At 36.7% G+C, this 20141-nt stretch carries 12 protein-coding genes; 11 read left to right on the forward strand and 1 reads right to left on the reverse strand.

Annotation, left to right across the window (positions count from 1 at the left end; all coding sequences use genetic code 11):
* The first annotated feature begins 6 nt into the window (after positions 1-6).
* The 4 genes from FTU58_RS02090 to FTU58_RS02105 all read left to right on the forward strand — a co-directional run bounded on the left by FTU58_RS02090 (position 7) and on the right by FTU58_RS02105 (position 3285).
* Complete coding sequence (locus FTU58_RS02090; protein ID WP_180061964.1) at positions 7-591, forward strand: class I SAM-dependent methyltransferase; 585 nt, start codon at positions 7-9, stop codon at positions 589-591.
* Entirely contained in the window at positions 584-1591 is a 1008-nt protein-coding gene (locus tag FTU58_RS02095) for an HNH endonuclease domain-containing protein (RefSeq protein WP_180061965.1), read from the forward strand. The genes FTU58_RS02090 and FTU58_RS02095 overlap by 8 nt, the downstream gene beginning before the upstream one ends.
* A 17-nt stretch (positions 1592-1608) precedes the next feature.
* Positions 1609-2622 (forward strand): competence protein CoiA family protein, encoded by a 1014-nt coding sequence (locus FTU58_RS02100; RefSeq protein WP_180061966.1) that lies wholly within the window; start codon positions 1609-1611, stop codon positions 2620-2622.
* Between the two features lie 231 nt (positions 2623-2853).
* On the forward strand, positions 2854-3285 hold the full coding sequence (locus FTU58_RS02105) for a hypothetical protein (RefSeq protein ID WP_111860741.1): 432 nt from the start codon (positions 2854-2856) through the stop codon (positions 3283-3285).
* Here FTU58_RS02105 and FTU58_RS02110 read toward each other — a convergent pair.
* Complete coding sequence (locus FTU58_RS02110) at positions 3282-4388, reverse strand: hypothetical protein (RefSeq protein ID WP_180061967.1); 1107 nt, start codon at positions 4386-4388, stop codon at positions 3282-3284. The two genes, FTU58_RS02105 and FTU58_RS02110, sit on opposite strands and share 4 nt — an antisense overlap.
* A gap of 140 nt (positions 4389-4528) precedes the next feature.
* Between FTU58_RS02110 and FTU58_RS02115 the strand changes: the two genes are divergently transcribed.
* The 7 genes from FTU58_RS02115 to FTU58_RS02145 all read left to right on the forward strand — a co-directional run bounded on the left by FTU58_RS02115 (position 4529) and on the right by FTU58_RS02145 (position 20141).
* Positions 4529-6895 carry a class I SAM-dependent DNA methyltransferase gene (locus FTU58_RS02115; RefSeq protein ID WP_180061968.1) on the forward strand — a complete coding sequence of 789 codons (2367 nt, stop codon included), beginning with the start codon at positions 4529-4531 and terminating at the stop codon, positions 6893-6895.
* An 11-nt stretch (positions 6896-6906) separates the two neighbouring features.
* Entirely contained in the window at positions 6907-8205 is a 1299-nt protein-coding gene (locus tag FTU58_RS02120) for a restriction endonuclease subunit S (RefSeq protein WP_180061975.1), read from the forward strand.
* A gap of 57 nt (positions 8206-8262) precedes the next feature.
* On the forward strand, positions 8263-9438 hold the full coding sequence (locus tag FTU58_RS02125) for a DUF4268 domain-containing protein (protein WP_180061969.1): 1176 nt from the start codon (positions 8263-8265) through the stop codon (positions 9436-9438).
* Between the two features lie 30 nt (positions 9439-9468).
* Positions 9469-10977 carry a DUF262 domain-containing protein gene (locus FTU58_RS02130; RefSeq protein ID WP_373885997.1) on the forward strand — a complete coding sequence of 503 codons (1509 nt, stop codon included), beginning with the start codon at positions 9469-9471 and terminating at the stop codon, positions 10975-10977.
* 337 nt (positions 10978-11314) lie between these two features.
* Positions 11315-13579 (forward strand): DUF262 domain-containing protein, encoded by a 2265-nt coding sequence (locus FTU58_RS02135; RefSeq protein WP_180061970.1) that lies wholly within the window; start codon positions 11315-11317, stop codon positions 13577-13579.
* Positions 13579-16641 carry a type I restriction endonuclease subunit R gene (locus FTU58_RS02140; RefSeq protein ID WP_180061971.1) on the forward strand — a complete coding sequence of 1021 codons (3063 nt, stop codon included), beginning with the start codon at positions 13579-13581 and terminating at the stop codon, positions 16639-16641. Before FTU58_RS02135 ends, FTU58_RS02140 begins: the two co-directional genes overlap by 1 nt.
* Before the next feature lie 131 nt (positions 16642-16772).
* Complete coding sequence (locus tag FTU58_RS02145) at positions 16773-20141, forward strand: STY4851/ECs_5259 family protein (protein WP_180061972.1); 3369 nt, start codon at positions 16773-16775, stop codon at positions 20139-20141.

Here is a 20141-nt window from a genome sequence, read left to right on the forward strand (position 1 = left end):
ACCAATATGAAAACAATAGACTATTACAACCAATACGCAGATCAATTTTTACAAGCCACGTTGTATGTGGATATGGAAAGTCTATACCAACCATTTTTAGCTGAGGTGCCAGATTCAGCACGGATCCTGGATTTAGGCTGTGGCTCAGGGCGTGATACTTTGGCTTTTAAAAATAAAGGCTATCAAGTTGATGCTATCGACTATTCTGAAGTATTGGTCGAACGAGCGAGCCAACTGACTGGTATCGCTGTTCAGCAGCAAAGTTTTTATGAGCTTGATATGCACGATGTTTATGATGGGGTATGGGCATGTGCCTCTTTACTACATTGTGCTCGTAATAGACTCCCTGATGTTTTAAAACGTATTCATGCTGCATTACGCCGTGGCGGTGTGTGCTATATGTCTTTTAAATATGGAACAGCAGATAGAGTAAAAGGCGGTAGGGCGTTTACTGACTTAAATGAAGAGCAGGCTCAGGAATTGTTAGACCAGTTGAATGGGGTTAGGGTATTAAAACAGTGGATTACAGTAGATCAGCGACCTGATCGACAAGAAAAATGGCTTAATCTTCTTTGGAAAAAACATGCCTGACTTTATTCCTACTGCACAAGAACAACTTAAATTTGTAAAAAATATTCAGCTGATTTTACAGTCGGGTAGTTTTAGTAGCACCTATAAATTTGCATTGCTGATTAGCCTAAGCCGATTAGCTATTGAAAAAGGTGAAGATTCAGGTGAAAGTCTATCACTCGAATATATGGATATCGCTGAGAAGTTTATCGAGCTGTATTGGAAGCAAGCAGTACCCTACACCTTTAATGATGAAGGGCAGCTGATTTTAAATCAAAACAATGGTAAACAAGCTGCCATTCTGAATCGCATTATACAGCTTCGGCAAAGCTACTCTTCTTTGGGGTTATTAAGACGAGATTCATTGGTGTGGTTGAAGCTAGTTAAAGATGTCGCTCGCACTGTAAAAGACATGCCAGTCCGCTACTTGCAAAACATCAACGGTCAAAATTTTGAGTTTTTATATCAGCTTAATCAGTGCGGAAAGCAACTCATTCTTTTGCCTCAAGTGATGTATTGCTTACGTCAATTCAGCGAGATCATTGAAGAACTGTGCCAAAAACGCTGGATTGATTACATTCGTAAGAACAGTAGCAATGCACCCATCTTGAATCAATTGCCGAATCTTGAACAATTCATGTTTGAGCCAAGTCGAAACCAGTTGAATGCGGTAGCAAACGTATTGGTCGAGCTACAAGACTGTAAATGCTTCTACTGTAATAAGGAAATGAAAAAGAATAACTACGCCGTAGATCACTTCATTCCTTGGTCTATGTATCCGTCAGATACTGGGCACAATTTTGTATTGGCAGATTCCAGCTGTAATTCTAAAAAAAGTAATCTACTCGCATCTGATGAGTTTTTGCATAAATGGCAAGAGCGAAATGAAGAGCAGAATTTGATTATTGTGGATCGGATATCAGTGCTCGGTTTTTTGACGGATAAAGAGCGGTCGCATAAGGTGGCTGAGTGGGCTTATGCACAGGGGAAAGAAAATAATTATTTGATGTGGACGGGTTAAATTTATAAGGAAGTGAAATGGCACGTTATCAATATGCAAAAAATGAACATGGTGAAATTGTCAAAGCAGTTGATTTAGTCGGACAAGAAGAAAAATCTGAATACATTTGCTTGGGCTGTGACAATCCTTTAATTGCTAAGGTGAATGGCAAAATCAAGAAACCTCATTTTGCCCATAAGACTGTACTAGAGTGCAATGGTGAAACTTACTTACACCGTTTGGGTAAACGTGCTTTTTTTGAAACATATCAAAAATGTTTAGCTGAAAATGAACCATTTTACATTACTTTTCATGTGCCTAAGAAATGCCAAAAATTTAAAAGAACCATTCGAAAACATTGTGATCTTGGTTATACAGAGAAATGCTTTGATCTCACAAATTATTTTTCACAAATACAAGTTGAGAAGAGGCATGACCAGTTTATTCCAGACCTATTGTTAACCCGTCAAAATAATGCCGAAGATTGTATTTATATTGAAATTGCTGTGACTCATTTTTTGAGTGAGAAAAAAGAAAGCTCAGGCAAACGAATTATTGAAATACCATTAGATTGCGAAGAGGATGTTGAAAAAATTTATCAGGCAGACTTAAAGCAAAGTGATGCTCTTTTTATTGGGTTCAATCAGGAAAGTGCTCCAATCGTAGATGCTGATTGCAAGTGTATGCATAAGCGGTATTTCTTATTTCTAGTTTGGGATTCAGGCAAGGCTTGGTTGGGTTTAGAATATCTGGCAGATATCAAAGCCAAGTTAGCGAAGTATCAGGATAAAATTGAATATAGCAATATCATTGAAACTGATTTGGACTTTGAGAACTCAAATGTGCTGATGGGTTATGCACACGGGGATATGTTTATTTCGCAGTTGAAGCTTGCGGTTGAAAAGAAAGTACCTGTGAAAAGTTGTTTCTTGTGTAAATATAGTGGGGATAATTATAACTATACAGAAGGTTTACCTATCTATTGCAAAGCAAAAAAGAAAGCATGTAATTCAAATCAGGCTGCGGAATGTGATTGGTATCGTTTGGCTTGATATAAAAATAGGTAAAGTGATATTTGTTTAATTTTTATCCTGAATTGTTGGGTTTCCGGCAAAATCAAAAAAATACTTCTTCCATAATGAATCTATCAGCTCGAAGTGAAGCTGAATTTACATGAATGCAGGAGAAACATAATGAGTAAAGCTGGCTGGCCAAGTACAACAGGGAATCCTTCAGGCGGTGGTCGTGATAATAATCCACCACGGAAGTAAGGAGTTTTTTAGATGAGTCTTCATATCCAGATTTCAGGATTAAATGGTCAAGGACTGTATAGCCCGAACTCAATTAATGAAATGGAAACGCTAATAGGAGGCAAAGTTGTTCTTTTGAAAGAACCAAAGCCTCAGTTAGGGCTTGGTGGAATAGTGAATGTTTTTAGAACAGCAAAACTGCTTAATATACATTTAGATATAGGTGATAAAGATGACACGTGGGGATTCTTAATAATTCCAGATGAAACGCTACGTGTAAACGGACTTAAGTCATTTGAGCGAGAAGCTTTATGGCAGATTAGAAGGTCGTATACGGATTATCCGTTATGGTCTAAAGAGGATTATGACGATACAGTAAAATTTTTTACTGAGTTGACAAATGAGGCGGGGTGGCCAAGTAAAACAGGCAACCCCTCTGGCTCAGGTCGCTACAATAATGTCTAAGTGACTTTAGCTACATCATTAAACTGGGTAGGCCACTGAAAAGTGGCCTTTTTACCATTGGGCACATAGAACATTTTCCATAAATCCATAAACTCACGAGTAGCGCTGAGTCCCTGTAAAACCTCAGGAGAATTTGTTTTCTGTGCTTCGTAGACTAGGAATTGGAAGTAGTAGATGAGCCACAGTGCGTTCATATCGTTGAAGGCTACGAAATCCTCATCGTTGATGGTTCTTGAAAGTAGAAAACGAGCATTAGATTCAGTGATTTCTGCATACAGTTCATCAAATATCAGTTCAATTTGATTAAATGGTGTCGTAAAAAACTGGTCGATATCGGTTAAATAGCAAAACCGATCTTCAGCTCTCATTTTTTTTAGTAATTGGCGCATTGTTTTAATTCGTGGGTGATCTTCATCGTCGTAGTTATTGCTGTCATTATCAAGTAATTCCGTATTTAGATATTTATCAAATGAGCTGATTGAAGGAAGCTTTTCTAATGGTTTTTTATTTGCATGTGAAGCTAGTAAGTAGATGATCACGTCTGAAAAGCTACTGGATGGGCCATAGGGTTTATTTTTTTTAAAGCGAAATTTAAACAACTGATTGAAGCACAATGGCTGCATTTTACTATCTGAGGTCAGGATTGTATCAAGATGAATTAAGAGCTGGATAACGAGACAGGAGGGCTGTTTCATTTGCTCAAGGGATAGATGTACTTGGTTATGTCCTGTGACAACAATGCTCTGAATAAATTGATGCAACTCAGCAATACTTTGCTCTGAAAAACCAGTCAGTTCAGCTTGGTCGAATAGCGCAACATGCTTATTCCAATTTTGATACATCTCATTTTGCAAAGGGTAGAGCGATAGGCATTTCAAAATATACGCAAATGTGATCTGGATATTTTCACCCTGATCAACCACTTGACTGGAGTTGCTATCTAAAATATCTAACTCAAGAGCTTCACAAAGCATGCCCTTTAATGCAATAGGTGAAAGTTCTTCTTCAATTTGAGCTGCTTTTTGTACCGCTCGTTCCAAATTTTTTTCGAGCGTTCGATCAAACTTTTTTAGTATTGAAAAATTAAATTGCGTTAAATCCATGAAATACCTTTGAATTAAGTGGTGATCTCAGCGACAAGCTTTGGCGTATTATCCTGAAGTTATCCATATATACACTGCCACAAGACTTTAAAATAGTGTTAAATACGGGCATTAAAATTTAATACTTTATTTGGGTTCTTATGGATCATTCAGTACATAACAAATTGGTTTCATTTATCTGGTCGATTGCTGATGACTGTCTTCGAGATGTCTATGTACGTGGTAAATATCGTGATGTAATTTTGCCGATGGTGGTATTACGCCGTCTGGACACTTTATTAGAGCCGACTAAAGATGCAGTACTCGAAGAAGTTCGCTACCAACAAGTCGAAATGGAACTCACCGAGTTCGATGATGAGCCACTGAAAGAAGCATCAGGCTATGTGTTCTATAACACCTCTAAATGGACATTACGCTCACTATATACCGCCGCATCAAATAACTCTCAAATATTATTGGCAAACTTTGAAGAATATTTAGAAGGTTTTAGCGACAACGTTAAAGAAATCATTCAATGCTTTAACCTGTACGCTCAAATCCGCCACATGTCACATAAAAATGTGCTGTTAGATGTGGTCGAGAAATTCCTATCGCCGTACATTAACTTAACCCCTGAAGATGTAGTTGATCCAGACGGCTACCGCTTGCCTGCATTGACCAACTTAGGCATGGGCTATGTCTTTGAAGAGTTAATTCGTAAATTTAACGAAGAAAATAACGAAGAGGCTGGTGAGCACTTTACCCCGCGTGAAGTGATTGAGCTAATGACGCATTTTGTCTTTGACCCAATTCAGGAAAAATTACCTTTAACCATTACGGTATACGACCCTGCATGCGGTTCAGGTGGGATGTTGACCGAAGCGCAGAACTTTATTGAAGAGCGTTATAGCGTTGAAAATGGCAACCGTGATGTGCTTTTGTACGGTAAAGAGATTAATGACGAGACGTATGCGATCTGTAAGTCAGACATGATGATTAAGGGCAATAACCCTGAAAATATCCGTGTCGGTTCAACATTGACCACAGATGAGTTTGTCGGCACTAAGTTTGACTTTATGCTGTCAAACCCGCCGTATGGGAAGAGCTGGGCATCTGAGCAAAAGCACATTAAAGATGGTTCAGATGTGATTGATCCACGTTTCATCGTGAAATTAAAAAACTATTGGGGCAATGAAGAAAGCTGTGATGCTACACCACGTTCAAGCGATGGTCAGCTTCTGTTCCTGATGGAAATGGTCAATAAGATGAAATCGCCTGAGCATAACGGCATTGGTGGTCGTATTGCTTCTGTTCATAACGGTTCAAGCTTATTTACCGGTGATGCAGGTGGTGGTGAAAGTAATATTCGTCGTTATATCATTGAAAATGACTTACTGAATGCGATTGTGCAGTTACCAAATAACTTGTTCTATAACACAGGTATTACCACCTATATTTGGTTGTTGTCGAATAACAAACCACAACAGCGTAAAGGCAAAGTACAACTGATTGATGCAAGTTTGATGTTCCGCAAGTTGCGTAAGAATTTAGGCAATAAAAACTGTGAGTTTGCCCCTGAGCACATTGCGGAAATTATGCAGACTTACCTTGCAGGTCAAGATGTACAGCGTCAGCTTGATGCGCAAAATGATCCTATTGGTATTGCAAGCAAGGTGTTTGATAACCAAGACTTTGGTTATTACAAGGTCAATATTGAGCGCCCAGACCGCCGTAGCGCACAGTTTAGTACTGAGCGTTTGCAAGGCTTACGTTTTGATAAGTCGTTGTCTGAGCCAATGGAATATATGTATCGCACTTATGGCGATGACATTTATAGCGAAGCGAAGCTTGATGCAGTGAAAAAAGAGGTCTTGGCATGGTGTGAAGCGCAAGAGATTAGCCTTAATAATAAAGCCCAAGCCAAGCTGTTTGATGTGAAGCATTGGAACACTTTAAAAACAGCGTTGGATAATGCCTTAAGCATCATGCAACAGGTAGGCACAGATGAGTTTTCAGACTTTAATCTGTTTAAGAGAAAAGTCGATGAAGCGATTAAAGCCTTAAAAATTAAGCTGTCGAATTCTGAAAAGAACAACATTTTCAATGCAGTAAGTTGGTATGACGAAAACGCAGAAAAAGTGGTGAAAAAAGTCGTTAAGCTGAATGACGCTGAGCTGGCTGATTTAGTTGCACACTTGGGCTGTACAGAAGCTGATTTGGCGGACTTTGGCTATTATGCAGCAGCGAAAAAAGGCGAATTCACCACCTATGAAAGCAATAGCGATTTGCGTGATAGTGAATCTGTACCATTAAAACAGCAGATTCATCAGTATTTCTTAGATGAAGTGAAACCGCATGTGGCTGAAGCGTGGATTAATTTGGATTCTGTGAAGATTGGTTATGAGATTAGCTTTAATAAGTATTTCTACCAGCATAAGCCTTTACGTTCTTTAGAAGAGGTGGCTCAGGAGATTTTAAGTCTTGAAAAGCAAGCCGATGGGTTGATTGCACAGATTTTGGGTCTTTAAGGGGAAGCATGATGTTTGAAAAATATGATGCTTATAAAGATTCGGGTTTAGAATCTTTTCCAGAAATACCAAAAAACTGGCAGTTAAAAAAACTAAAATTTTTACTCGACGAAGTAAATATAAGGTCAGAAACAGGTGATGAAACCTTATTGTCTTTAAGTAAATATAAAGGTGTTATTCCAAAAGACTCTTTAGATGAAAGAGCAGGTAGTGCATCGACATTAGTTGGTTATAAAAAGGTTTTTAAACATAATCTTGTAATCAATAAGATGCAGGCTGTGAACGGTTTACTCGCAGTCTCTGAGTTAGAGGGAATTACAAGTCCAGATTATTCAGTTTATTCTGCTAAAGATAACTCAGTAAATATTCATTATATTGCTTTTCTACTCAATCAGCCTGAATATTTGGCTGAAATGAAGAAAAGAGTTACAGGTGTAATGGAGGGCTTTATCCGACTTTATACTGATGATTTGTACGATATAAAAGCAATATTACCAAGTATTAAAGAGCAAAATTGTATTGTCGATTTTTTACAAAAAAAGTTGGTTGAAATAGACCAAGCCATTGCTATTAAAGAACAACAAATTGCTTTACTCAATGAACGTAAGCAAATCGTCATTCAAAAAGCAGTGACTCAAGGTTTAGAGCCAAATGTACCGATGAAAAATTCGGGTGTGGAATGGATTGGTCAAATTCCTGAGCATTGGGAATTGAAAAAGATTAAGCATGTAACTTCAAAAATTGGTAGTGGAGTAACCCCATCAGGCGGAGGAGCTACTTATTTAGATGAAGGTATCCCTTTACTTCGTAGTCAGAATATCCATTTTGACCGCATAGACTTAAATGATGTAGCAAGAATTTCTGAAAAAGTTCATCATAGTATGTCGAATAGTAAAGTTCGTAAAAATGATGTTTTATTAAATATTACAGGCGGTTCGATTGGTAGATGTTATTTTGTTGAAACGTCAGAGGAAATGAACGTTAATCAACATGTTTGTATTTTGCGACCAAAGAAAAATATTACTTCAATTTTTTTAAATGCTGTTCTTGCATCTGAAGTTGGTCAAGGACAAATTTGGTATTTCCAGCAAGGTGGCGGACGTGAGGGATTAAATTTCCAAGCTCTTAAAAACTTTGATATAGCTCTTCCTCCGATTGAAGAGCAGATTCTTATTTCTAAAAAAGTTGAGGAAATTTATCAGCAATTTGGAAATATGAATGCCCATATTCAAATGCAAATCGAAAAGCTAAAAGAATATAAAACTACACTCATTAATGATGCTGTGACAGGCAAAATTAAAGTGGCATAAAAATTTAAACCTAGCGAACTTTGGTTGGCTAGGTTTTTTTAATATTTCGGGGGGAATATGAGCTTATATACAGTAGACACAGCCAATAAAAAACTCAAACCACTAGAGGGTACAAAACTCAGCGAACAACAGCTGACAGAGCGTTATGACTTACAAGAATGGTTGGTGAGCCATCCTGAAGCATTGGGTGAAGAACTGCTGATTATCCAAAAAGAATTTGATGGCTTTGATGGCACAGGTGAACGCCTAGACCTGTTGGCCTTAGACACCAAAGGACAATTGGTACTGATTGAAAACAAACGTGATGACAGCGGACGTGATGCCGTATGGCAGGCACTTAAATATGCGTCTTATGTAGCGCCGTTTACTGCAAAAGATATAATTAACGTTTATGCGAATTACCTGAGTAAGTATCGACCCATTGATCCTGATCTAGATGCTGATGCTTATGAGCCTGAACATGTTCATCATACAGCACGTGTATTGATTGAAAAATTCTTAGGTGAAAACGCTGATATAGATTGGATGAGTAAGCTGAATCCCAAAGCCACGCAGCGCATCATTCTCGTTGCAGGTGAATTTAGAAAAGAAGTCACCAATACTGCGCTTTGGTTAATTGAGCGCGAGATTGATGTTAAATGTGTAAAGGTTTCGCCATATATATTGAATAGTCAGTTATTGGTCGATATACAGCAAATTATCCCTGTTCCTGAAGCATCAGAATATATGGTGCGTTTAAGCCGTAAAGATGCAGAAATCAAAATCATTAAAGAAAGAGAAAATTCACTTGGTCAAGTGAGATTAGCGTATTGGACACAGTTGCTAGAGGATTTTCAAAATAGAGATTTTGATCTTTTTAGGAATGTAAGTCCAGCTGGAACAGGTTGGCGGAAAGCAGGGGCAAGTATTGCTGAATGCAATTACAGGTTAATCTTTGCTCAAAATGAACTCCGTGTAGAAATTGAGTTTGCAACAAGTAATACTGAACACAATAAAAAGCTCTTTGATTTCTTTTATGAGCGAAAAGCAGAAATTGAGCAAAATTGCAGTCTACAGTTGACGTGGCTCAGATCTGATAATCAAAAACTATCAAAGATTGTTATTGCTAACGCCGTAGAGGGATACAACAAAGTACTTTGGCCTGACTATATCCAGTGGCATTTTGAACACGTGCAAAAGTTTGAGCAGGTGTTTAAGCCGTATATGAAAGATGCGTATCAAGTGATTAAGTAAGATAGTAAAGATTAAGAATTGGGGTATAGGGTGAATACAGCAAATTTATTGGCACAGATTAGTCAGCTTTTAGAAGACAAGCCAGACTTATCTGAAATAGCAGATGATAGATTAGGGCAACTTATTTCTTATTTAGAACAAAAAGAAAATTCATTGGAATTGAAAACCATTAATGAATTACAGAAGGCTAATTTTTTTGTTGATAGTTACCAACGAGGTTATAAATGGAAAAAACAACAAGTTTGGGAACTGCTAGATGATATTGATGAGTTTGAACCAAAACTGGACAGTGATTTTTATTGCTTGCAACCTGTAGTCGTGAAAAGAAAGACAGAGGGAACACAATATTATTGGGAGCTCATTGACGGTCAGCAACGGATGACCACAATTTTTATTATTTTGACTTACTTAACCAATGAGCAATATTTCTCTCTTCGTTATGAAACTAGAGAATCTAGTACAGAGCATTTAAATAACTTAACTAGACTCACTGAAAATAATTTACCGACGATTGATGCTTATTACTTCTATACGGCTTATCAAGCTGTAAAAAAATGGTTTGAGAAAAAGGGAACAGAGTTTAACCAACAGCATTGGAAAAATAAGCTTTTGAATCATACAAAAGTCATTTGGTACGCTGTACGTGTGGATCGAAATCAAGATTCTAAAAAGCAATCCATTGAAATTTTTAGTCGATTAAACCAAGGCAAGATTCCACTCACCGATGCAGAACTGATCAAAGCTTTATTTTTACAAAAAATTGCGCAAGCTTATGGGCATAATCATCTTGCAGTTCAGAAGCAAACTGAAATGGCGAACCAATGGGATGCTATTGAGCAAGCGCTACAAAATGATGAATTTTGGGCATTTTTGAGTCCAACGCAACAGACCAATAAACACACGCGTATTGAACTGGTTTTTGATCTAATTGCAGATAAGTCGACTGATAAAAAAGCTTTAAAACTGAAAGAAGATCACCAAACTTTTATACATTACGCAAATAAGTTTAAATCCGCCCAAGATGTGAAAGATTTAATCGAAACAGAGTGGCTAAAGGTTTTAACAGGATTTCAGTATTTAAATGAGTGGTATGAAAATGATCGTTTATATCATCTGATCGGCTATTTGATTGGGCAAAAATATAAAACCATTCAGGACATTTGGATTATAGCTCAAGGTTGTAAAAGAGATGAATTTGAAGCGAAGCTAAAAAACTTTATTCAACTTGAATTAAGCAATCTGTTCAAGAAAGACAAAAATGCAAAAGAATTAGATTTTGAGCATGTCTTCTATGATGCAGATGACACCTCATGCCGACCTAAAATTAAATCTATACTCGTATTATTTAATATTTTTAGATATGAGCGACACAACACACGTTTTTCTTTTAAACGTTATAACCAAGTAAAGTGGGATATTGAACATATCCATGCCCAGCAAAGTGAGGAGTTGTCTAGCAAGGATGATCAAATCAAGGTTTGGGTATCTGAGCAAAAGGCATTGTTAGGCATTTCTATAATCAATATAATGAAATTTTAGAAGAACTGATAGGCAGTTTCTCTGAAAATATTCAAACACTTGATAATTTATGTCTTTTACCAGAAAGTGATAATCGATCTATAGGAAATGATCCGTTTTTTATTAAAAGAAAGAAGGTTTTACAAGCAGAAAAAGAGCTGTATGAATTAGGTAAAACCAACACAGTAAACTTTATTCCTTTGGCATCACAACAGGTCTTTTCTAAATATTTTAGTGACGATGTAAACCACATGCTGAAGTGGGATACAGCGGACAGGAAAAACTATAAACAAGCATTGTTAGACTGCTTTAAACAATATGGTATTGAATTTCACGATGAAAATGAGGGGTGATCAAAATGGCTAAATTGACATTGTGGAAGGCATTGGAACAATATCATATTGTTATTCCTACAATTCAGCGTGATTACGCACAGGGTCGAAAAAATGATCCAAAGATTGCACAAATTCGTAAAACATTTTTGCAAGCATTAGTGCAAAGTTTGACTGAAAATCAAGAGCTTGAACTTGATTTTGTCTATGGGTCTTTAAATCACAAAACACTTGAATTATTAGATGGGCAACAACGCTTAACGACTTTGTTCCTGTTGCATTGCTATTTAGTCCATAAAAACAAGTTAAATATAAAAGAAATTGATGTAGTCAAAGAAAGATTACAAAAGTTTAGCTATCAAACGCGAACAAGTTCTAAGCTATTTATTTCTCAGTTGGTTGCCAAATTAGTCGAGATGGAATGGAGTGGTAAACCTTCCATGACAATTGAAAATGAAGCTTGGTTTTTAGCAGTATGGCGTAAAGATCCAACCATTATTTCAATCTTAACGATGTTAGATGAATTAGATTCATTACTAGCATCAAAGACGGCGGATGAGCTTAACAAATTATGGGTGAACTTGAGTAATCAATCGGTTCTGAATTTTTATCTGTTGCCAATGGATGAATTTTCATTAACCGATGAGCTATATATCAAAATGAATGCCAGAGGTGTTCAATTAACAGAATTTGAAAACTTTAAAGCATGGCTTCAGGGTTTTCTTGAACATAAAATTGATACAAGCAAAGCAAATGCTTTTTTTCAGAGCATTGACACAACGTGGACCGATTTAATTTGGACTATGAGTAAACATTGGGGTAAATCTTTTGATGCGAGTTTTATCCATTTCTTTAAAATTTGTTTGCTATGCGAGCATCAAAAATATTTATCGAAGAATAAAAGTGTTGATAGCACTAACGAAGATGACATCGAAAGTTTAGTGAGTCGTTTGAGGCTGAATTTATTTATTTCGCAAACTGAATATATGGATCTATTCTCAAATGAAGTGAGCAATACGATTGATCACATAACAGCGCTGTTAGATTTTGCTGTTGTAAAGCAAAAAAGCCAAAACAATATTTTTGAAATCTTAAGTAAAGATAAGCCTTCCTATGAAGAGCAAGCAAATTTCGCAACCGCTTATTATTTTACTAAGTATATTCAAAACATTGATCAATTTGAGGATTGGAACAGAATCAGTGGATGGTTGGTAAAGAATGCTAAAGGTTATTATAACTCTGAAAAATTGATGCTCTCAGTACTCGACGCGCTAGAACAATTAGCAATTCATATCGGTCATGACAGTGTTCTCGATAAAATAAGTACTTTGCACCAACATCAAAATATTATAGAGCTTTGTAGTAAGACTGCTTTTGAGAAGTCACATATTGAACATGAAATTGAGAAAGCCAAACTCATAATTCAAAATCCAGCTTGGAAAGAATTATTAAAGAAATATGAAGAGCATAACTATTTCTATGGTCGCGTTGATTTTATACTAGATTATGCAAAGGCAGATGATGGCAGCATTTGCATGGATAAGTTTACTTATTATGCTGAAATTGCGGCACATTTATTTACAGATGAATTTATAAAAGACAAGGAGTATCGATTACACCGGTGTTTTTTAAGTCTAGGAAACTATTTTGTAAAATACAGAATAAATTTAAACTTTTGTTCAGACTCATATAGCTCTTATCGTGATAGGGCTGAAAATTGGCGGGCTGTATTTGATAAAAATAGAGTGTCTGAAGAAAATAAACAACCACAACTTAAAATATTATTTGATTTGTTAGATGATGATGTAAGTTTTTCGAAACTTGAAAGTATTAGAAATCAAAAGTTAGCTCAAGTCTATGATTGGAGAAGATATTTTATTCTTGATGATAGAGTATTTAGCTATTGCTCATATGCTCTGATTAGAAAGGAAAGCAATGATCTTATTTATCTTTTAAAAACATCAGGGCTTAAAGGGAAACACGCTGAACTAAAAAGTTATGTTTTATATTTCACCTTGCAGTCACCCGAATACAGTTTAGAAAAAACAGATCTTGTTTATGTATCTGTTTCCAACAGAGAGACAATGCCAAGTTTAATGGTTAAAAATAAGCTTCGAATCACGTTTAAGAACGGTGAATTTATTAATGAAATCATTGAGCAAAATTTAGAAGCTAGTGAAATTTCTAGATTAGCTACAAATGAAGAAATGCAAGAGTTTAAAAATATCATCAAAGCACAACAGCAAGTACTAGATGAAATTAAACATCAAGAAATAACAGAGGTTGCCTAATGGTCAGTTTAACCAACGAACGTGCTTTAGAAATGGCAATTGAAAAAGCACTGACTGGAACATGCCTTGAGAATATCAAATCAGGTTTAACCGACATTGCTCAACCTCATCATGGCTTTGTATCAGGTTCACCTGCAAACTTTGACATGCTGTATGCGCTAGATACCCAATATTTCTGGCAGTTCTTAGAACAAACACAAGCTGATGAACTGGCAAAGATTCAAAAATTTAACCCACACGATTGGCAACGAAAAATCTACGAACGCTTTGATCGAATGATCCGAAAGCATGGGGTGGTTCATCTACTTAAAAAAGGTCTCGCCGTAGATCAAGCGCATTTTCAGTTGATGTACCCAGCGCCGTTGGCAAGTAGTTCTCAGAAGATTAAAGAACGATTCAAGCAGAACATTTTCAGTGTGACTCGCCAATTACGTTACTCAAAAGCCAATCCATTACAAGAAATTGATATGGTGGTATTCGTAAATGGTATTCCGATTATTACTTTTGAATTAAAGAATGAATGGACAGGGCAAAATGCTCGTCATCATGGTCAAAAGCAATATAAACAAGATCGTGATATCACACAGCCATTATTGAGCTTTGCACGTTGTATCGTGCATATGGCTGTCGATACTGATGAAGTCTATATGACCACGAAGCTTGCTGGGGCGAATACCTTCTTTTTACCCTTCAACAAGGGACATAATGCAGGTGCTGGAAATCCGCCAAACGAAGAGGGGCATAAAACGGCATATCTTTGGAAAGAGCTACTTTCTAAAGAGAGTTTGGCAAATATCATTCAGCATTTTGTTCGACTAGATGGTGATGAGAAAACCTTATTAGATAAAAGGAATCTCTATTTCCCTCGTTATCATCAGCTCAGCGTGGTACGCCGTCTCATTCATGATGTTTCAACCAAAGGGGTGGGGCAAACTTACCTCATTCAGCATTCGGCAGGTTCAGGTAAGTCAAATTCGATTACATGGGCGGCATTCCAATTAATTGAAGCTTATCCATTAGAAAAAGACATTGCAGGGAGCCGCGGGCTAGAACACCCATTATTTGATTCAGTGATTGTGGTGACGGATCGCCGTATTCTGGATAAACAACTTAAAGAGAACATTAAGGAGTTCTCTGAAGTTAAGAATATTATGGCACATGCCCATAAGTCATCAGAGCTGAAATCTGCTTTAGAAAATAGCAAAAAGATCATTATTACCACGATTCAAAAATTCCCATTCATTATTGATGGTATTGCGGATTTAAGTGATAAACGTTTTGCCGTGATCATTGATGAGGCGCATAGCTCTCAATCTGGTGTTGCACATGACAAAATGAATGAAGTCATGGGCAAAGCCAATGAAGACAGTGATGGTGTAGATGCACAAGATAAAATCTTAAGTGCGATGTTGGCACGTAAGATGAAAGGCAATGCCTCCTATTTTGCTTTTACTGCAACGCCAAAAAACACGACTTTAGAAAAGTTTGGTGAAAAGCAATCGGATGGCTCGTTTAAACCTTTTGATCTGTATTCGATGAAACAGGCGATTGAAGAAGGGTTTATTCTAGATGTATTGTCCAATTATACGACTTATAAGAGCTTCTATGAAATTGAGAAATCAATTCTAGAGAACCCATTATTCGATACTAAAAAAGCACAGAAAACCTTACGCAGCTATGTAGAGAAAACCCAGCAGACGATTGATATCAAAGCTGAAGTTATGTTGGATCATTTCATTCAGCATGTGGTAAATACTAAGAAATTAAAAGGTAAAGCTAAAGGGATGATTGTGACTCAAAATATTGAGTCTGCCATCCGTTATTACAAAGCGATTGACCGACTACTTGAGCAAGCAGGGTATCCATTTAAAGCCATTATTGCTTTCTCTGGTGAGAAGAAAGTAGATGGTATTGAATATTCAGAAGCAATTCTCAATGGGTTCTCTGACAACGATACCAAAGATATGTTTGATCGTGGTTATGTGGGGGAGAAGAAGCCTGTAGGCGTGAATGAAGATCAGTATCGATTGCTTATTGTTGCGAACAAATACCTGACTGGTTTTGATCAGCCTAAGCTATGTACGATGTACGTTGATAAAAAGTTGGCCGATGTACTATGCGTACAAGCGCTGTCTCGCTTAAATCGTTCTGCACCTAAATTAGGTAAGAGAACTGAAGATCTCTTTGTGCTCGATTTCTTCAATGAAATAGAAGATATCAAACAATCATTTGATCGTTTTTACACTTCGACCACATTGTCACAAGCGACTGATATTAATGTACTCAACGAACTAAAAGATGAGTTGGATACTGTTGGAGTATATGAATCTACTGAAGTGGAAGATTTTGCTACGAAGTATTTCGATTCAGTCGATGCAGAAAAATTAAGCCCGATGATTGATATCGCCGTGGCACGTTTTGATGCTGAATTAGAACTCACTCCTGAAGATAAAGCTGATTTCAAGATCAAGGCAAAGCAATTCGTGAAGATTTATGGACAGATGGCTTCAATTTTGCCATATGAAGTTCCAGCTTGGGAAAAGTTGTATTGGTTCTTAAAGTTCTTGATTCCGAAACTCAAAATTGAAGATCCAGAAGCAGATGCTTTGGATGAGTTGTTAAATTCAGTTGATTTAAACTCCTATGGTTTACAGCGTAAAAAACTAAATGAGCAAATTGAGTTGGATGCTGAAGAGACAGTTCTAGATCCTACAAATTCGAATCCTCGTGGTGCTCATGGCGGTGAAACTGAAGAAGATCCATTAGATGAAATTATTAAAACATTTAATGAACGCTGGTTTGGAGGTTGGGCTGCAACGCCTGAAGAGCAAAAAGTAAAATTTGTGAATATCTTAAAACAGATAAAAGAACATGCTGATTTCGAAAGTAAGTACTTAAATAATCCCGATCCACATACCAAAGATTTAGCTTTTGATAAAATCATGAATGAAGTGATGTTACGTCAAAGAAAGATCGATATGGATATGTATAAGCATTATTCAAAAGATACTGCATTTAGAATGTCATGGAAATATAGCCTGCAACAGGGTGTTATGAGGTAATTCTTAAAATATGAGTTAAATAATGAAAATTAACCTATCTAAGCGACACTTTATGACGCCTTTAGGTTTGTATAGGTCATTGAATCGATTATATTATTTAATTTGAAGCAGGGAATAATAATGGGGGCATTATGGAGTTGTTAGCATCTGATATATTAGGGGAGCAATTGAGTGCTAGACATATTCTTAAGCGAATTTTTGAGTCGCGTAAACTTACTGAGCCAACAAGTCATCCCCTGTATAGCTATCATATTACCCTAGAAGAATATCAAGACCTAAAGCGTACGCTGAGATATAGCCAACAAGATCAAAAAAGCCATAAACCTGGTCGTGAATGGTGTGCAGTTTTTACACTATTTGTTTCGGAATGGTTTCGTCGAGAATATAAGAGTGGTTGGAGTTGGGGGCCTGTATATGATGAACTGGGCTTTCAACCTTTGGATGATATTCGCTATGTGGTTCAGCAAGGCTTAGAGGGTTTTTGGAAGCGTCCGATCCTTAAATTTGAAGGTTCAAATCATACCAACTATCTGGGTTCTGCATTTAAAGAAGGGGGATTCCCTTCAAATCTTTTAATGGAAAAAGGCAATCATTATCAGACTGTATTTAAACGTATTGTGGCGCAGTTTAGTCACTATAGACATTATAACCCTGAAATAAATGACCAACTGATTCAAGCTTATACTCGTTATCTGCCACAGGCATTCAAGGAGCATGAAACGCGAGTGCTTATTTCAGATATGGCAGAACATCTTGTTCATTTGGTTGAAACGCATCAATTAGACAATACAGATAATCCAGCAGCTTATTTATCTAACAATTTCCCGAAGTGGAGGGAAGCATTTCCTCTACCATTAGAAAGTAGTGTGGCGGAGCAGTTTTTAAATCAGTTACTCGTTACTTCTAGTACTGAATTGAAGCAAATGAAGACAAAACAGGATGCTTTATCCTGTGCGAGTTTTTTTAACCGCAATTCTAATCAAATCTTAACTGAAGTTTTCCTACCAAATTCCTTAGAAATTACTTTGGAGGACGTTAAAGGGATTCCTCCTCGAGTAGAAATTGTATTGTATGAAGCACATGAACCCTTAGCAAAACTTGGCACAGCAACGTTTATGGCAAGGCCTGAGGCTAAGAAGCCAGTGAATATACGTATAGGTGCACAAACGCGCATTATTACTAGAAAGCATTATCAACATGGATTGATTCTGGCACTACAAAATAAAGATCAGATTCTTTATCAAAAAGAATTACCTCAAACTTGTTTAGAAATCGGTAGTGTTCCTGTTGCATTTGCGCAGGATGAGGGTGAGCTTTGTCCATTTATTGGGCAGGCTTCATTTAAGACAGCAGAATCAGAAATTATTTTACTATTACCGCCATCATATCGATTTACTTCTCAGGAGTGTGTCACTGGGCACTTGTCGAATGCTTTTGGCCAGCATGTTTACAAGGTAAAAGGTGATATTGAAGTTATTGGTGATAATCAAGAACAATATCAGATTCAATGCTCTAAATATTTTGACAAATCAGAACTTGTAGATCTTGTTGGTAAGAAGTTTTCTTGGCCTACAGTACCTGCATTGGCTTTTTTAGGAAGACCTAAGGCACGTTATATAGAAACTGGTTTGCAGTCAAAAAATGATAGTTTAGCTATTTATGCAGAACAAAAGCTTTTAGCTCATCATGTGGGTTCTGCAGCATATGGCGTAAAGACTTTAACCATTAAAAATTCATCTCAAAATGTGGTGTTACGTCGCAAGGTTGTAATTTTTCCTGAAGACCTGCAAATTGAATTACTGGCGGGTGATACGCCTAATGAAGCAAATATTCGTCTTCTAACAAAAAGTAATATCATTTGCTTAGGAATCACTACTGATCATCAAGCAGTGAGTTTTAAGTCGCGTAAACTGAATGATGATATATATGGGCAATATGGTTATGAATATCATCTAAAATGCAATGAGCATCCACCTGAAAATATCAAACTGAATTTGATGCTGAATTTGGGAGATCAAGTAGATTTATTACTACCATTTCCATCACATGGTGCAACGCTCTACAACGGAAATCATCAGCCGATTAAACAAAAAGTATTAACTGTAGATGATTTACTTGGTTCAAGATTATGTTTATATGCGCCAGAGAATAAGCCAACCAATTTTCGGATGACAATCAGACTGAAGAGCATTCATATTCGAGATGTAGATGCGCCTTACTACAAATGGCAATTTTTGGTGAGTGGAAAACCACATCAAGAATCACTTATTCATTATCGAGCTGAAATAGAAGAATTATTAGCATTAACAAAAGACTTAGATGCACGGATTATTCTCGAAGTCACTGGTGGGAAACAATCTTTAAATTATGAGATTAAACATTATCAAACCGAGTTTGAAATAGATGAACAAGGTCATTATTTTTTAAATGGTTTGAATCTTTCAGGTTCACAAGTGGTTGATCCAGTCATCATGGTTTTAAACCAACCTGAACAGGCTGTTTTACCACTCGAACCAGTTACAACTGAAGGTGTTGAAACAGGTAAGTATAAATTGCCAAGATTGAGCAATGTGGGTCCTTGTTTAATTATTCCTAGAGATGAACAATCGATTAAATTTAGACCGAAATTCATATCGCAGCAGATAAAAGAAGATTCATTGTCTTTTGAAACTGCGGATACCTTACATACTGCCGTACGTGATTATCATCCAACATTTAACCCAAATAGTATTGCAGATTACTTAGAACTTATGGCGAGTGATTTGCAAAACTCTGGATGGCTGTATCTTTACCACTTATATTCGAAGTACAACCATTTACCGTTGGTCACATTTCAAGTGTGGAAGGATTTGGTAAGAAATCCATCATGTTTGGCACTGGCGATATGGTTACTTGATTTTGAACATGATATTTATCAACGCTTCGAACGAGAATTCGATTTAGTATGGGAATTAATCCCTGCTAAAGCTTGGAAAAATGCAATCTCTAAAACTTTTGAACTTTATGTGAGTCAAGGTATCCCAGAGGCCATTGTTAAAAAAACGCTGAAAGCGAGATATGCAAAGTTATCTCAAGACATTTCAACGCTAAATCAAAGTTTAGAAGCTTATTATTTTGATGAGCCGGTTCTAAATGGATTAACGCAGAATCAGTTGAATAATATTGTTAACGGTCATTATCTTCAGAATTTATTGAGATACCAGCCTGAAGGTGAATTGTGGCCAATGTGGTTCCAGCAACAACTCACAGCGTGGTTTGAAAAAGATAATCTAAATCTTCCATTAAAACCTATGGTCAGTTTGCCACAGCATGCATCAGTTATTCTTTTGCCAATTTATCTTGCGCTAAAAAATGTAGGTCTAACCAGTTTTGTGCTTGAAGATAAATCAAATAGTTTAACTCATCATAAGATTCGTCAGATCCGTGATTTTGACCAGTCTTGGTTTAACTCAATTTTTGAAATAACAACATCTTATTTATTAAATTTAAAGGCTCACTAA

Source organism: Acinetobacter sp. YH12120 (assembly GCF_013418795.1).
Lineage (GTDB): Bacteria > Pseudomonadota > Gammaproteobacteria > Pseudomonadales > Moraxellaceae > Acinetobacter > Acinetobacter towneri.

Excerpts from the sequence above, each read along its gene's own strand:
- FTU58_RS02090 (WP_180061964.1), top strand. The coding sequence starts at position 7 with ATGAAAACAATAGACTATTACAACCAATACGCAGATCAATTTTTACAA.
- FTU58_RS02095 (WP_180061965.1), top strand. The coding sequence starts at position 584 with ATGCCTGACTTTATTCCTACTGCACAAGAACAACTTAAATTTGTAAAA.
- FTU58_RS02100 (WP_180061966.1), top strand. The coding sequence starts at position 1,609 with ATGGCACGTTATCAATATGCAAAAAATGAACATGGTGAAATTGTCAAA.
- FTU58_RS02105 (WP_111860741.1), top strand. The coding sequence starts at position 2,854 with ATGAGTCTTCATATCCAGATTTCAGGATTAAATGGTCAAGGACTGTAT.
- FTU58_RS02110 (WP_180061967.1), bottom strand. The coding sequence starts at position 4,388 with ATGGATTTAACGCAATTTAATTTTTCAATACTAAAAAAGTTTGATCGA.
- FTU58_RS02115 (WP_180061968.1), top strand. The coding sequence starts at position 4,529 with ATGGATCATTCAGTACATAACAAATTGGTTTCATTTATCTGGTCGATT.
- FTU58_RS02120 (WP_180061975.1), top strand. The coding sequence starts at position 6,907 with ATGTTTGAAAAATATGATGCTTATAAAGATTCGGGTTTAGAATCTTTT.
- FTU58_RS02125 (WP_180061969.1), top strand. The coding sequence starts at position 8,263 with ATGAGCTTATATACAGTAGACACAGCCAATAAAAAACTCAAACCACTA.
- FTU58_RS02135 (WP_180061970.1), top strand. The coding sequence starts at position 11,315 with ATGGCTAAATTGACATTGTGGAAGGCATTGGAACAATATCATATTGTT.
- FTU58_RS02140 (WP_180061971.1), top strand. The coding sequence starts at position 13,579 with ATGGTCAGTTTAACCAACGAACGTGCTTTAGAAATGGCAATTGAAAAA.
- FTU58_RS02145 (WP_180061972.1), top strand. The coding sequence starts at position 16,773 with ATGGAGTTGTTAGCATCTGATATATTAGGGGAGCAATTGAGTGCTAGA.